Source organism: Prevotella sp. oral taxon 299 str. F0039, from assembly GCF_000163055.2.
In the GTDB taxonomy this organism is placed as follows: domain Bacteria; phylum Bacteroidota; class Bacteroidia; order Bacteroidales; family Bacteroidaceae; genus Prevotella.
In genome coordinates, this window is record NC_022111.1 from 563659 (window position 1) to 579254 (window position 15596).

Sequence of the window (15596 nt, forward strand, 5' to 3'; positions counted from 1 at the left end):
AAAAGCATCACTATTACAAAATGATATATCATTGATTATAGACAAAGAAAATGGCAATTATAGATCAATATAATTATAATTTTCAAACAATAAAGCATTTATAGCATGGCAGATTATAACTCTTAAAAGTTATAGTCTGCCTTTTTCTTTTCCATTATCATTCTTAACGCCTCTTGGTAACGATGTTTTCGAATTGTTACTTTACAATAAAAACACCCTAACATGTTGCGAGGTTCAAATAATTATTATACTTTTGCACATAAGAGAACATTGTGCAAGCAATATTAAACATTAAGAAAAGTATTATGTCAATATCTAAAACACGGCAAAAATTAGTTGATGTTGCCCGACAGCTGTTTGCTAAAAACGGAATAGCCAACACCACAATGAATGATATTGCTATTGCTTCTGGAAAAGGACGACGAACTCTTTATACTTATTTTAGTAAGAAAGACGACGTTTATTATGCTGTTATTGAATCAGAGTTAGAACGTTTGTCTGACCGATTAGATGAGGTGGCAGCAATGAAAATGCGTCCTCAAGATAAGATTATTGAGCTTATCTACACCCATTTAAGTATGATTAAAGAGACCGTTGTACGCAATGGAAATCTAAGAGCTGAGTTCTTTCGAAATATCTGGATGGTAGAAAAGGTTCGAAAAAAATTTGATGAAGACGAAATAGAATTGTTTCGAAAGGTTTATGCCGAAGGAAAGGCAGAAGGAGAGTTCGATGTAGAGAATGTAGAACTTGTGGCAGATATCACTCATTATTGTATTAAAGGACTTGAGGTGCCCTTCATTTATGGACGATTAGGGCATGGATTAACAGCCGAAAGCAGTAAGCCTTTGGTGGCAAGGGTTGTGTATGGTGCCTTAGGTAAAACGGGTTTAATTATTTAAATCAAGTCAATTAGTAAATAAAAAATATTGATTCTTAAATAAAGAATATATAATAGTATTAATAATAAACAACATCAAAACATGGGATTATTAACAGGTAAGACTGCTTTAGTAACAGGAGCAGCTCGTGGTATTGGTAAGGCAATCGCTTTAAGATTTGCCGCAGAAGGCGCAAATGTAGCGTTTACAGACCTTGTAATAGATGAAAATGGTAAACAAACCGAAGAAGAACTTCTTGCATTAGGCGTAAAAGCTAAAGGTTATGCTAGCAATGCTGCTGATTTTGAACAATCTGCTCAAGTTGTTAATCAAGTCAAAGAAGAATTTGGTTCAATCGATATTTTGGTTAATAATGCAGGAATCACAAAAGATGGATTAATGCTTCGCATGACAGAAGCACAATGGGATGCCGTTATTGGTGTGAATCTTAAGAGTGCATTTAACTTCATTCACGCTTGTACTCCAATTATGATGCGTCAACGTGGTGGTTCAATTATCAACATGGCAAGCGTTGTTGGTGTACATGGTAATGCTGGACAAGCAAATTATGCTGCATCAAAAGCAGCTATGATTGCACTTGCTAAGAGTGTAGCTCAAGAGATGGGACCTAAGGGAGTGCGTGCAAATGCAATTGCTCCAGGCTTTATCGACACTGCAATGACACAAGCATTGAGCGACGAAGTTCGTAAAGAATGGACAAGCAAGATACCTCTTCGCCGTGGTGGTACAGTGGAAGATATCGCTTCTTGTGCTTTATTCTTAGCTTCAGACATGTCTAGTTACATCAGCGGACAAGTTATTCAGGTTGATGGTGGCATGAATATGTAATGATGATAATCAGCAAAGTGAATTCTTAATACTTGTAAATCAACTCCTTTGGGGGTAATTAAGATTGTAAGCGTTAATAATTCACTTTGTTTTTATATCATTCTTTCAAATCAATAATACTCCCTTTTACTTGTAAGTGGAATGGGGTATTATTTTAACTCGTTATTCTTAAACTCAAAGAAGCATTTTATGCAGGTTCTTTACGAAGACAATCACATTATTATTGTGCATAAAAATAGTGGTGAAATTGTGCAAGGCGATAAAACAGGCGACACCCCTTTAAGCGATATTGTTAAAGCTTATATCAAAGAAAAGTATGCTAAGCCAGGCAATGTTTTTGTTGGAGTGGTTCATCGTTTAGATCGTCCTGTGTCTGGAATCGTGGTCTTTGCCAAAACCTCAAAAGCCTTGTCACGTCTTAATACGATGTTTAGTAAAGGCGAAGTGCATAAAACCTATTGGGCGATAACAGCCAACACACCAAAAGAAGAGCAAGGAACACTTGTTAATTGGTTGGTTCGTAATGAAAAACAAAACAAGAGTTACGCTTACGATGAAGAGAAACCTAATAGTAAGAAGGCTATTCTTAATTACCAACTTATTTCTAAAAGTGAGCGATATGCATTGTTAGAGGTGGCTCTTCTCACAGGAAGACATCATCAAATACGTTGCCAATTAGCACACATGGGATGTGTTATAAAAGGAGATCTTAAGTATGGTGCACCTAGAAGCAATCCAGATGCAAGTATTTCTCTATTAGCACGTCGTATAGAATTTATCCATCCCGTGTCTAAAGAAGCTATCGTTGTAGAGGCTCCATTGCCTGATGATAATCTATGGAGAGCGATAAAACCTTAAAATAATATTGTTTTAATATCTATTTTTTTATTTTCTATCATTGCTACTTATTATAAAAAATAAAGAAGAAAGTATTGTTCTTAAGAGTCTTTTTGTACTTTTGTAAATAAATAAAAAGTATATTACTTAATAATCTTTTGAAAACAAAATAAATATCTTGTGAGAATTTTGAATTTTAACAAGAATATTTATGATAAGAATAAAATCTATATTATGAAAGCATATATTAAACCTAAGATACATTGCATATTTTATGAAGATATACATTTAATATGCAACACAATACCGAAAGTACACGACAAACATAGTAATGAACGTCAACTTTCTCTTCCAGATTTTTTACCTACAACCATTGATAATATAGATGAAGAGAAAGAAGATTAAATTATATTGTCAAACAAAATGGATGGAATTTCAAACTCCCCAAATGCATAACGACACCACAATGTCCTAAAATTTGAATAAAAAAATGATAAACAGTCTCCCTTATATTCCGATATGCCATAAGAAATATCAACTTATTCTCTTATTGTGTATATATTTCTTTGTAATTCCTTCATATCTGAAGGCAGAAAATAAGGATAGTGTGGCTTCTAATCATGGTTTTTCGGTGTCTATAGAGCCTGCAAAAGTTTTGGTTTTAGATGAGTATGTACACAAATGGCTTAAAAAGCGCAACACGACGTCTGTAGAAATGTCCTATAACTACACCGCACTACCTAAAGATCGTAATAGTTATTCGAACGATTATAACTATCCAACATTGGGCGTTGCCATGCGATATACGATGTCGAATGTAACTATGCATCGTGAAAAAGATAGTGATTGGGGGTTATTAGAGCCCGTGAATTATCAATCAAAGTTAGGTTGTATAACTAGTGTTTATGGCTTTTTCTATCGTCCTATCTTTCGAACAAAGCATTGGGACTTTGCTTATCAGTTGAATTTTGGTGGAGCTTATGCACTAAAAAAATATAATAAACTAACCAATGCTGATAACGAATTTATTGGTTCTCATCTGCTTATTTATTTTGGATCGGCTCTAAAAGCCACCTATTATCTTAACGACCAATGGGGAGTAAGGGCAGGTTTGGATTTCTTTCACCATAGTAATGGAGCGCTTAATCGCCCCAACAAAGGCGCAAACTATTTCGGTCCAACACTAGGTTTGGTATATTCTCCTGATCGAAAAGCCATTCTCAACCATATAAGAGATAGCGTTCAAAAGTGTTTTAAACCTTATTTCTATACTCAGTTTACCTTTGGCTTAGGCGGAAAGACGCTTAATGAAGAATGGCAGAGAACACAATTTGGAACACAACCCACCGACCCTGAATATCGAACAGGAAACTTTAAATTTTACACTGCTTATTCGTTTCGTAGCGATTTGATGTATCGTTATGCTCAAAGATGGGCTTCTGGAGTTGGAGTAGATGTTTTTTATGGTACTTATGCCAATAGAGTGAGAGAGTTAGATCAAAGTCATGGTATAGCAATGAAGCATAGTAGATGGTCGTTTGGCGTTGCTGCTAAACATCAGGTCTTTTATAATAATCTCTCATTGTCTGTAGGCTTGGGTTATTATCTCTATCGAGCAATGGGTGAAAACGCCTCAATTATAGAGAAACCCTACTACGAACATGTGGGTATTTACTACACTTTCAACAAGTTAAAGAATCTCACTCTTGGTGCACAAGTAAAGGCTCATGCCACTAAAGCTGATTTAACAGAGTTTATTTTGGCTATTCCTATAAAAATATAATCAAGAAATAAAAGTTGAAGTGGTGTAGTTCTCACTTTTTTTATTACATTTGCAATACAATTCAAACGCATTATCAGTATTATTTTAATATATCAGCACAATGGAAAGAGATAATCAGATTTTCGATCTTATCAAATTAGAGCATCAAAGACAATTAAAAGGAGTTGAACTTATTGCTTCAGAAAACTTTGTTAGTGATGAAGTGATGGCTGCAATGGGCTCTTATTTAACCAATAAGTATGCCGAGGGACTACCAGGTCGCCGTTATTATGGTGGTTGTGAAGTAGTAGATCAAGTTGAAACACTTGCAATTGAACGAGTTAAACAACTTTTTGGTGCCGAGTTTGCTAATGTTCAACCTCACTCTGGTGCGCAAGCTAACCAAGCAGTGTTTCTTTCTGTTCTTAAACCTGGTGACACCTTTATGGGGTTAAATCTTGCACATGGAGGTCACTTGAGTCACGGAAGTGCTGTAAACACATCTGGTTTGCTTTATAATCCTATTGGTTATAATGTAAAAGAAGAAACAGGACGTGTTGATTATGACGAAATGGAGCGTCTTGCTCATCAACATAAACCAAAGTTAATTATAGGTGGTGGTTCGGCTTATAGTCGTGAATGGGATTACAAACGCATGCGTGAAATTGCAGATGCTGTAGGTGCAATTCTTGTAGTAGATATGGCTCACCCTGCAGGTTTAATTGCTGCAGGTTTGCTAGATAACCCTGTTAAATATGCGCATATCGTAACCTCAACAACTCACAAGACACTACGTGGTCCTCGTGGAGGTATTATTTTGATGGGTAAAGATTTTGAAAATCCTTGGGGATTAACTACTCCTAAGGGTGAAGTGAAGATGATGAGCCAAATAATTAACTCATCGGTGTTCCCTGGAATACAAGGAGGACCACTTGAACACGTTATTGGTGCAAAGGCTGTAGGATTCTATGAAAACCTTCAACCATCTTGGAAAGAATATGCATTGCAAGTGAAGAAAAACGCAAATGTATTGGCTAATGAACTTATTGCACGTGGATTTGGTATCATAAGTGGTGGTACAGACAATCACTCTATGTTGGTAGATCTTCGTTCTAAATATCCAGATTTAACAGGAAAGATTGCGGAAAAGGCACTAGTTGAGGCTGATATCACTGCTAACAAGAATATGGTTCCATTCGATTCTCGTTCTGCTTTCCAAACATCAGGAATTCGTTTAGGAACTCCAGCTATTACAACACGTGGTGCAAAAGAAGATTTAATGGTACTTGTTGCTGAACTAATTGAGCAAGTATTGAATAATCCTGAAGATGAAAGAGTAATTAAGATGGTGAAAGAAAAGGTTAATGCAACAATGAAAGATTATCCTTTATTCGCTTATTAATATAGAAACGCACAACTGAAATATAGCTATAGGGGCGATTTTACGTCCCTATACTTCTTTTATATGATACAGTATTTAATTGTTTTTATAGTTCTTGCCATAACTTTAGGCTATGTATTAGTGTATCTTTATAATAGTTTTACTAAAAAGAAAACAGGTTGCGAAGGTTGCACTGGATGTGATTTGCATAATAAAATAGAGCAATCGAAGGCAATAAAACACTCTAAAAGCAGTTGTTCTGTTAAAAAGTGAACCGAAAATTTTGTAGAGTCGGATAAAAACTATACCTTTGCACTCACATAAAGGATATGGCATCTTGGCCGATCGGTTAGGTAACGGTCTGCAAAACCGTGTAGAGCAGTTCGACTCTGCTAGATGCCTCTTATTAAAGAGTTATTTCTATTTGGAAATAACTCTTTAATATTTGAATAATATTTATTTTTTTTGTTTCTAACTATTTTAGGCTAAAAGGTAGTGTGCTACCATTATTGGTTGTTTTGATTCAAGTCTTTTATGGTGTAGCAATAATAAGAGGCATACGAGAGATTTCTGCCTACCATATGTACTTTGAGTCCCAAATTCTAATGATTCGAATACCGAGTTGATATTTTTGGGTTTGCATATATTGATATAATGTCATTTTTTCGTCTACAACTTTACCTCTAATTCGTGAGGCATTTAAAAGATGTAGTTGTCCATTATGCCAAGAAGCAAAACCTAAATGCGAAGTATCTAATCCCTTTCTGGCAGTTACTATGGCTATGATATCCCCATCTTTAATAACATCTTTTATTAGAGATGTGTTGTTCAAAATGCCTTTTGGAATATAGTTTACTGTTTTTCCTGATACTACTTTTTCCATTCTTCTAATTTCTTTAATCCATAAAGGATTCTGAATCAACATAGGATATTTGTTATGTTGGGTTGACATATAGTGCAAATCAAGAATTTGTTGAGAATTAAAAGGTGGATTAGGGATGTCTATCTCTTTAACAAATCCTTGTTTGGTGTTGTCGTTTATCCATTCAGAAAAATAGTGAAGTCGGGTAGGATAAGATATAACTCCATTATTATAACGAATCTTTTGCAGAAAAATGCAGAACTGACTGAAAGTGTATTGCTTTGTTTGGGCACAAAGAGTGAGGGCAAGAACATTTTCTACAAGTGTGGTGCAATCTAATTCTTGTAAGTTGATAACAAGCTTTTCTGTTTTGTTTCGCTCAAGAGTTGAGGCTACATAGCGTATTCCTATAAACTTATTAGCAAAGTAGAGGGGAAAGTTTGTGTCTTCTTTTTCTGTTCTAGCTTCGTCTAATAAAGCAACAATTTTAGTGCTATCTATTTTTGAATATTGCCATAGCTGATTGTTTGCCCATATTATTCTGGGTGATAAAAGAAAGACAAGAAGAGCTAAAAGTATTTTCATATTATTTTCTTCTACCAAAGTTTACACCTGCATAGATATTGAGTGTGCCAAAAATATTATTCGTTGAGAATTGTTTTTTGTGGTAATTATATCCATGTAGAATAGCACTTGAACCTGCATACCACCTCTTATTGTTCCATACTAAGCCGAAACGTCCAATACCATCGAGATTGAAATTTTGTAAAGAAAATGATGTGTTGGTTCCTGAAGTGTTGTTGGTGTTACCCTTACTATGTTTATATCCAATTGCAAGAGATAGCGAACCTGCTAATAACCAATTGTGCGCAAATGCCCAGTTATAGGCATATCCACAAGAAAGAGATATATCTGTGTATTTTATTCGCTCAAATCTAATGCTTGAATCTAATACTGCTTGATTGGTGATGTTTAACTTCTCTTTGAGAAGATTTTCCATGTTATCCCAGTCAACACCTATAGAATGGTTGGTTACACCAATTCCTATAAGCATAGAACCTGCACTTTTGCGTTGTATTGTGCTTTGACTGAAGGCCGCAGGATAAGAGAATTTATGGTGGTTGAATATGTAATAAAGATTGAAACCTTTGATACTTGCTTCGAATACATTAAACTCTAGGTTGTTAATGTTTTTTGATGATATTTTATTTCCTAGATCTATATTCTTTATCTTATAGTCATTTCCTGTTTTCTTGTAGAATAAATCAATTCCAATTTGAGCACTATACAGACTTAAATTGAATTCTTGTTTACCACTATTATCGTTTAAATGACTGATATCAAAGGTATAACCAAGAAATATCCAACGCCAACCAAAGAACGGACCAACCTTTACTGAAGGGTTAGGAGCAAGAGTAACGCTTTGGTTCTTTTCGCTCTTTAAACGATAAAGTTCGTAAGTGTTGGTGTTTTGAAGCATGAATGCGAAATTGAATTGCTGTGGTTCTATATAGCTACTATCAATACGTGTGAAGCTGGAAAGAAACTTTTTAATGCCTCTTTCTCTCACTTCTTTTGATTGATTGGTATTTACAGACAAAGAATCACTTTGTGCATATATACCATTATTTATCAATATTATAAATAGAATGCACAGAAATTTTCTCATTTATGCATAATTATTATAGTTTACCTAGAATCCTGTCCATTACCCAATTGACAGGAGTTGCACTGATACTGGTACTTTCGCAGATACCAAGTCCTTGTAAATCTTCAATAACGTCTTTGATTATTGGAAGTTGAACGTATGGGGGATTTTCTACAGTTATATTGTTTGTTCCGTTACTTGTGATAATTTGAATGGGCTTATAGTCAAATACAGAGAATGTAATTAGTCCCTTTTCGCCAATTACTTCAATGCAATCTTCTCTTGCACTTTGGTGTCCAACAAAGCACCAAGAGGCACTCCCAGGGAGTCCATTCTCAAATAGAAAGCAGGCGCTAATAGTATCTTCGGCTTTATAAAGATTAGCTATATTGGCATAATAGCCATGCGCTTTAGTAATGATTCCAAATAAGTTCTGGAGAATATCAAGCTGATGTGGAGCTAAATCATAAAAATATCCGCCTCCAGCAATATCAGGTTGTAGACGCCAAGGTTTATTATTTTGACTATTATAGTCTAATTCTCGTGGTGGAACAGAGAATCTTAATTGAACATTAGTTACCTTTCCTATTATTCCAGAGTTGATAAGTTCTTTCACTTTTATAAAGTAAGGAAGGTATCTTCTGTAGTAAGCCACGAAGCAAGGAACGCCTGTTTCTAACGAAATTCGGTTTATTCGGGCGCAATCTTCATAGCTTGAAGCTAGTGGTTTCTCTATATATACAGGCTTTCCTGCCTTCATCGCCATGATAGCAAATGTAGCATGACTAGAAGGAGGAGTAGCAATGTATATAGCATTTACATTGGAGTCGTTAATGAGTTCTTGTGCATCAGTATACCATTTCTTTATCTGATGGTGTTCTGCATATAAGCGAGCCTTCTCTTCGCTTCGACTCATTACAGCCTCAACATGCGAACCTTCTACCTTATTAAAGGCAGGACCAGACTTTTTTTCGGTAACTTCTCCACAACCAATAAATCCCCAATGTATTTCTTTCATATTTCTTAATCCTTAGTAATGAAATAAAGTACAAATAGAATTGATAAGATAACAAGTGTTATATTAACAGATTTCCATTGTGAAGTGCAAAGCTTAAGAATTACATAACTTAAGATACCCATGTAGATTCCGTCTGCAATTGAATAGCATAAAACCATGGTAATCATTGTTATGAATGCTGGGAACGCTTCAGAAACATCGTTAAATTCAATCTTTTGAACACTGTCAATCATAAGTACTCCAACTAAAACTAGAGCACCACTTGTTGCTGCACTAGGGATAAGTAAGAAGATCGGAGAAAGGAATAGTGATACAATAAAGAATAAACCAACGACAAGGGCAGTTAAACCTGAACGACCGCCTTCTGCAATCCCCGATGCACTTTCGATATAAGTTGTGATTGTTGATGAACCAAGCATTGCACCAGCAGTTGTTCCTATGGCATCACTCATCATTGCTTCTTTCACATTTGGAATGCTTCCATCTTGCTTAACAATACCTGTTTTTTCTGCAAGTCCAACTAAAGTTCCGATAGTATCAAAGATGTTCACCATGAGTAGAGATAATACTACCAAGCAAGTTTTAAGTGATAAGAAACCTGTAAAATCGAATTTACAGAAGATTGGAGTTACTGAATGAGGCATAGAAATAGGCAACCAACCTTCTGGAATAATTGTAACACCCATTGGAATACCAATCAATGTTGCTATAACAATTCCGTAGAAGAGTGAACCTTTTACTTTTCTAGCCATTAGAATTCCACTTAATACAATTGCAATAATACCTAAAATGGCAGTTGGAGTAAATGCACCAAGAGTAACATAAGTCGCAGGACTTGATACGATTATACCTGCATTCTTTAGTCCAATAAAGGCAATAAACATACCAATACCTGCAGATATCGCATATCTTAGGTTTTTAGGAATGCTTGCCAGAATTAGTTCTCGAACATTAAAGAAGGTAATAGCAATAAAGATAAGACCTTCAATAAGCATAATCGCAAGTGATTGTTCCCACGAATAATTCATTGCTTGACAAAGAGTATAAGCAAAAAAGGCATTCAAACCCATACTAGGAGCTTGCGCAAAAGGAAGCTTAGCCATAAAAGCTAAGAGCAAAGTAGCTATTGCAGATGCTACGGCAGTTGCAGTAAATAACGCTCCTTTATCCATGCCTGTATCAGAAAGGATAGATGGATTTACAGCTAGAATATAGCTCATTGTTAAGAATGTTGTTGCACCCGCAATAAGTTCTGTGCGGAATGAGTGTTTACTTGGATTAAAGCCAAGTGCTTTTTCTAAAATGTTCATTTTTATAGTTGTTGTTAAAATTGTTTCAACCACTTGTCTATCAGTTTGCGTGCAAGGCTTGCATTATCAGGAATAAGAGGCAGCTCATTATATTTGAACCATGCTCCTGCAGTTAATTCTGATTCTTGAAGAGTTATATCTCCTGATTTATATTCAGCCGTAAAGCCTGCCATTAAGTTAGAAGGGTAGGGCCATGGTTGAGAACTTTGATATTGAATGTTCGTTACTTCTAGTCCCGTTTCTTCCTTAATCTCACGTATTACTGCTTCTTCTAGACTTTCTCCTGTCTCAACAAAGCCTGCAACTAATCCGTATAAGTTCTCTCTAAAATTTTTTGCATGTACCAATAGGACTTCGTCTTTCTTGTATATTAGTACAATAATAGCTATTGCTAGCTGTGGCCAAACTTCGTTCTTGCAATGCAAACATATTTTAGATATATTGCTATTCCATATTAATTTTGTTCCACATCGTGAACAATAATGGTTATTTGTGTGCCAATGAAGTAGCTCAAAACATTTTCCTGCAAGATTATAGTTTTCTTTTGATAATCCTTTATGAGAAGCTCTTAATCCCAACCATTTATAAGTTGTTCCGATATTCTCAGGAAATGATATGTCTAAAGCATAGATATCGTTTGAGCAGAATGTTTTCTTTATAACGATTTTACTATTGATATATTTTTCTGTTATTGGTGTAGTAGGAGAAAAGGGAATGTTATAAGAACCATTCTCTTGCTCTTCTATCAGTAGATTTCCATTATGAAATATAAACCAATAATGCATACTTGTTAATATCTTACATTTTTATTTAGTTTCAAAGATGAGTTCTTTGTCTCTTTGAATTGCTTTTTTTGTCCATTTTGAAGGTACAAATCTCCAATTGTTATTGGGTTTAGGTTTTATAACCTTTTCTTTCTCAATCTTCTTTAATAAGTAATAGCGAATGTCATTATCGCTTTCAAATTCGATACGTTCTTTAATTTTCTTGCGTTCGATACCTGCGCCCTTTGTTAAAAGCTCGCCTCCGCCATTTCCTCGATAGCTATTCATTGCTACTTTATAGCATTTCTTTTCATCGAAAGGTCTACCGTTGCTAAACTTAAGAATTTTTACTTTCTTTCCATTTGGTTGAGTTACATCTACAATATAGTCGATTCCTGCTGCACTATCAAAGTTAAATGTCAAATTTTTAAAACCATATCGTTGCATATCTTGTTGGTTATTTGTTTCTAATTGCATGATGTGGTCACTTGAAGAACTCATGGTATTAGTCCAAAGATCATAGCTTAACTCTAGGTGTTTTCTAATTTCTTCACCTGTCATATTAAGGATATAAATCTTGTTCTCATACTTATATAAATTAAATAAGTCGCTTATACGAATATCTCCAACATCAAGTTTTGTATCGAAACCTAGTGGAGCTGTAAATGATAAGTCTGCCTTTGTAATTTCTAATTGTAGATTGTGGATTAAATCTGTAAAGGGAGCACTACCAAAGAAGCAGTCTTTATTATATATAGGACGTGTTAATGTGCCTACTTTTATATTGATAAAAGAATCTATCTTTTGAATTTCTGGTTGGAAATGTGCCATAAACTGATCGTTAATAGGCTGATTTTCTATATTGACAATCTTACCGTCAATGTTCTTCTTGATAGTTCTTTCTGCTCGTTTGGTATTCTTGTTAAAAGTTGAATCTATCTCAATTCTAATTTGAACATCTCCTACAGCCTTAGCATAACACGACGGATTGATGCACAAGATGGTATCATTATTATTTGAAATAATGTTCTTTATAAATCGAGTATGGTCGTGCCCGTAAAGAATTAAATCAATTCCTTTTACCTTTTTAGCTACATCAAAAGATGCATCTTCCTTTATTTTATTGGTTGTTATACCGCCATTTCTACCAGAATGGAATAGTCCAATAATGATATCAGGATGTTCTTTCTCTTGAATTATATCCACCCATTGCTGAGTTGTTGTTACAATATCCTCAAAAGATAAACCACTCCAGGTCTTTTCATTCAACCAGAATGGAATTGCAGGAGTTAACATTCCCAACACTGCAATTTTGATATTATCACGTTGAATAATAGTATATGGAGTTAAGTAGCATTTCTTTTCAGAGTTTAAAACATTGGCTCCAAGAACAGGACATTGTACTTCTGAAATCCACTTGTCGTAAACTCTGTGCCCAGGTTCAATATCATGATTCCCAATTGTTTGAGCATCATACTTCATATAGTTGATAACAGATGCTGCAATGTTGGGAGATTTTGTATTAAGGAAGTTGTAAAAATAAGATGTAGGCTGTCCTTGTAGAATGTCTCCACTATCTAATAACAATAATTTATTGCCATAGATATGACGTAATGAATCTACATAGCTTGCTATTCTTGCTACCGATCCAGATAAAGGCTTACGATTGATGTAATCGTAAGGAAAGAAGTGACCATGAATATCAGTTGTATGTATTATTCGAAAGTCTATTGTTTTCTTCTCTGCAAATGTTTTTACACAAGTAGATAATAGTAAAAAGAAAAATATTGATATTCTTAGCATGATGCAAAAGTACTAGAATTTATTAATATAACAAAACAAATGCAATAGAAGATGATTACTAATTTGGGGATAATTGTTGGGCTTTTGAAAAGTATTTTTGTGTTATAGAAGATGTATATTGTCTGATATGGAGATAAAAAACAAACACCGCCTCTATAAAAACTATAGAAACGGTGCTTAAAATATTAGTAAAGGTCTATTTCCGCAATGGCTGTTTGTGTTCCATTTCCTGCAATTCTTTTAGCCTCTATCATTATTTCTTGTGATGAGAATGGCTTCTTGAATGAGTGGAAACGTTGAGTTGGACTATTGATAAGGTTACCAAATTCAATCTCTTCTACAAGAACCCATTGTCCTTTTTTATTCTTTGTATAAACATCCATCACTTCAATCATTCCATTCTTGTTATCTGTAGGAGGTGTATAAGCTATACCCTTTATTTTTTCAATAGTTGGAAGTGTAATGGTGATGTGTTGTTTTTTACCTTCACTACTTAACCAATAGCTTTGCTTGTCAGCATCAATTGCATTTTGAGCGTCAAACTTTTCGGTTGCACTACTTACACTTGTTATTCTCCAAAGTTTCTTAGTTTTACCTAATTGTTCTGTTGTGATAGCTCCTTTATCATTTTTTGCAATAGCAATCGCCTTAATTGTTCCACTAGTTGGGAATACAAATGGCTTTTGATATAGCTTGCTTTTTGTGGTAGGAGTAGAACCATCGGTGGTGTAATAGATGTTATATTCTAACGAAGATTTGATATGTTCTTTCTTCTTACCATGCCATTTAAACACTTGTTGCTTTTCTGTTATTTCAACAAATCCATCTTTATTCTTTGCAATTGAAAGCATTGGTGGACGCTCTTGGTAGAAATAAGCAGAGAAAGTGCTGATTGCTGGTGTTGCTCTTGAAGCCAAAACTCTTAGTCGCAATTTATTTGTTTCTACCTCATTAAAACGTAAGATGCGCTTATAACCAATGTTTGTCGCATGTGCAATTTCTTTCCATTCGTTGTTTATCCATGCGTCTACTGCATGTTCTTCAACTCTCTCACTGCGTTTTAAAATTGCTTCTTGAATAGCTACTCTATTTATTTTGATTATATTGGGTAACTCAATCACAAGAGGTTCTGTGTAATCTATATATGATTGGTCGTCATTATCAAGAAGTTCTTTTGGTGCTTTAACTGCATTTTGTAACAGATTGGTAGAGTAGGTCTTACGAATTCTATTACCAACTTCATTTAATACCTCTACATCTTTTGCCGAAAAGAGTCCTTCTCTGTTAGGTGGAATATTTAAAATGAGTGTTGCATTACCACCTATTGTGCGTTCATAGATGTCGAATACATCGTCTGCACTACGCACATTTTGTGTTTCATCGTCTCTATAGAACCAACCTTCTCTTATCGAAGTGTCAACTTCAGCTTGTTGATAGTGTAGATAATTACCTTCAAAAAGCTTAGTTCTGCTACCCAAATCACCCCCCATTAAATCGTGGAAACGATTCATTTCGTTTGGATTTAGTTGGTAAGGAATGACATTCCACTCTGTCTCTCGAGTATTACCTGCCTCATTTCCTGCCCATCTAACATCTTCTTTACCAAAGATAACTGCATTAGGAGCAAGTGTTCTTATTAACTTTTTCCAAGCAAGATAGTCATATGTTTGTCCACCTTTATTCTTTGGGTGAGCACCATCGAACCACACTTCGCTTATTTCCCCATATTCAGTGAGAAGCTCGAATAATTGATTTAAGAAATATTCGTTATAATCATCAACTTCAAATTGGAAAGTTGTTTTGTTTGCAAACGGTCTTCCTTCTACAGGACGAGGTATTGTTCTAAGTGTTTTTTTGCTTGAATTTCCATATAAACCCTCATCGTTCATTTGGTATAAGTCTGCAGGTGAGAGATAAACACCTAACTTTAATCCGTATTTCTTACAAGAAGCTGCTAGATCTTTCATAATATCTCCTTGACCATTCTTATATGGTGAAGACATAATACCATGTTTGGTATATCGTGTTTGCCATAATACAAAGCCGTCGTGGTGTTTTGTTGTTAATACAACCATTCGCATTCCTGCATTTTTTAGAGCCTCACACCATTGATCGGTATTAAGGTTGTTGGGAGTAAAAATATTAGGATTTTCTTCTCCTGTTCCCCATTCTTTACGTGTAAAGGTGTTTGGTCCCAGGTGAATAAAGGCAATAAACTCATTTCTAAGTGCATCAAGTTGTATTTTTTTAGGTACAACATGGCTAGCTTTGTTGATGATAACATCGTGTGAGTCGGTTTTATACACCTTTATCGTGTTACTATATTGAATTGTGTCTGCACTATTTTGAGCAGACAAACCGATTGGAGTAGCAGTCAAAAGACTTAGTAATATAGCTACTGGGGTTTTCTTTTTTAAAGATTGTTTATTATTCATAGCGTTATTAATATATTTCAAATGTATTGTTTTTCTGTTGTTTTAC

Annotated in this window: 14 protein-coding genes and 1 tRNA gene; 8 read left to right on the forward strand and 7 right to left on the reverse strand. The window is 34.9% G+C overall.

Going from position 1 to position 15596, the window contains the following annotated elements; genetic code table 11:
- Positions 1-305 precede the first annotated feature (305 nt).
- The 8 genes from HMPREF0669_RS05275 to HMPREF0669_RS10260 all read left to right on the forward strand — a co-directional run bounded on the left by HMPREF0669_RS05275 (position 306) and on the right by HMPREF0669_RS10260 (position 6112).
- Positions 306-902: a TetR/AcrR family transcriptional regulator gene (locus HMPREF0669_RS05275; protein WP_009227492.1), complete on the forward strand. Its 597-nt coding sequence runs from the start codon at positions 306-308 to the stop codon at positions 900-902.
- Between the two features lie 81 nt (positions 903-983).
- A complete protein-coding gene (gene fabG / locus HMPREF0669_RS05280) occupies positions 984-1730 on the forward strand; it encodes a 3-oxoacyl-[acyl-carrier-protein] reductase (protein ID WP_009227493.1) in 747 nt (248 codons plus the stop codon).
- Positions 1731-1919: 189 nt separating this feature from the next.
- Complete coding sequence (locus tag HMPREF0669_RS05285) at positions 1920-2588, forward strand: RluA family pseudouridine synthase (protein WP_009227494.1); 669 nt, start codon at positions 1920-1922, stop codon at positions 2586-2588.
- 213 nt (positions 2589-2801) lie between these two features.
- Complete coding sequence (locus HMPREF0669_RS05290; RefSeq protein ID WP_156860562.1) at positions 2802-2972, forward strand: hypothetical protein; 171 nt, start codon at positions 2802-2804, stop codon at positions 2970-2972.
- 85 nt (positions 2973-3057) lie between these two features.
- Positions 3058-4350 carry an acyloxyacyl hydrolase gene (locus tag HMPREF0669_RS05295; protein ID WP_020967204.1) on the forward strand — a complete coding sequence of 431 codons (1293 nt, stop codon included), beginning with the start codon at positions 3058-3060 and terminating at the stop codon, positions 4348-4350.
- A 100-nt stretch (positions 4351-4450) separates the two neighbouring features.
- Positions 4451-5731, forward strand: coding sequence for a serine hydroxymethyltransferase (glyA, locus tag HMPREF0669_RS05300; RefSeq protein WP_009227497.1), 1281 nt, complete (start codon positions 4451-4453; stop codon positions 5729-5731).
- Positions 5732-5794: 63 nt separating this feature from the next.
- Positions 5795-5983, forward strand: coding sequence for a FeoB-associated Cys-rich membrane protein (locus HMPREF0669_RS10565; protein ID WP_044045643.1), 189 nt, complete (start codon positions 5795-5797; stop codon positions 5981-5983).
- Positions 5984-6041: 58 nt separating this feature from the next.
- Positions 6042-6112, forward strand: a tRNA-Cys gene (locus tag HMPREF0669_RS10260).
- 172 nt (positions 6113-6284) lie between these two features.
- Here HMPREF0669_RS10260 and HMPREF0669_RS05310 read toward each other — a convergent pair.
- The 7 genes from HMPREF0669_RS05310 to HMPREF0669_RS05340 form a co-directional block, all read right to left on the reverse strand.
- The gene (locus tag HMPREF0669_RS05310; protein WP_009227498.1) at positions 6285-7157 is read right to left on the reverse strand and encodes an N-acetylmuramoyl-L-alanine amidase-like domain-containing protein; all 873 of its coding nucleotides are present in this window, start codon (positions 7155-7157) and stop codon (positions 6285-6287) included.
- A 1-nt stretch (position 7158) separates the two neighbouring features.
- Entirely contained in the window at positions 7159-8241 is a 1083-nt protein-coding gene (locus HMPREF0669_RS05315; protein ID WP_020967207.1) for a DUF4421 domain-containing protein, read from the reverse strand.
- Between the two features lie 13 nt (positions 8242-8254).
- Complete coding sequence (locus HMPREF0669_RS05320) at positions 8255-9238, reverse strand: Gfo/Idh/MocA family protein (protein WP_009227500.1); 984 nt, start codon at positions 9236-9238, stop codon at positions 8255-8257.
- A gap of 5 nt (positions 9239-9243) precedes the next feature.
- On the reverse strand, positions 9244-10548 hold the full coding sequence (locus HMPREF0669_RS05325) for an NCS2 family permease (protein WP_009227501.1): 1305 nt from the start codon (positions 10546-10548) through the stop codon (positions 9244-9246).
- Between the two features lie 14 nt (positions 10549-10562).
- Positions 10563-11333, reverse strand: a complete 771-nt coding sequence (nudC, locus tag HMPREF0669_RS05330) for an NAD(+) diphosphatase (protein WP_009227502.1) — start codon at positions 11331-11333, stop codon at positions 10563-10565.
- Between the two features lie 21 nt (positions 11334-11354).
- The gene (locus tag HMPREF0669_RS05335; protein ID WP_009227503.1) at positions 11355-13115 is read right to left on the reverse strand and encodes a bifunctional UDP-sugar hydrolase/5'-nucleotidase; all 1761 of its coding nucleotides are present in this window, start codon (positions 13113-13115) and stop codon (positions 11355-11357) included.
- Positions 13116-13300: 185 nt separating this feature from the next.
- Complete coding sequence (locus tag HMPREF0669_RS05340) at positions 13301-15550, reverse strand: alpha-L-fucosidase (RefSeq protein WP_020967208.1); 2250 nt, start codon at positions 15548-15550, stop codon at positions 13301-13303.
- Positions 15551-15596 lie beyond the last annotated feature (46 nt).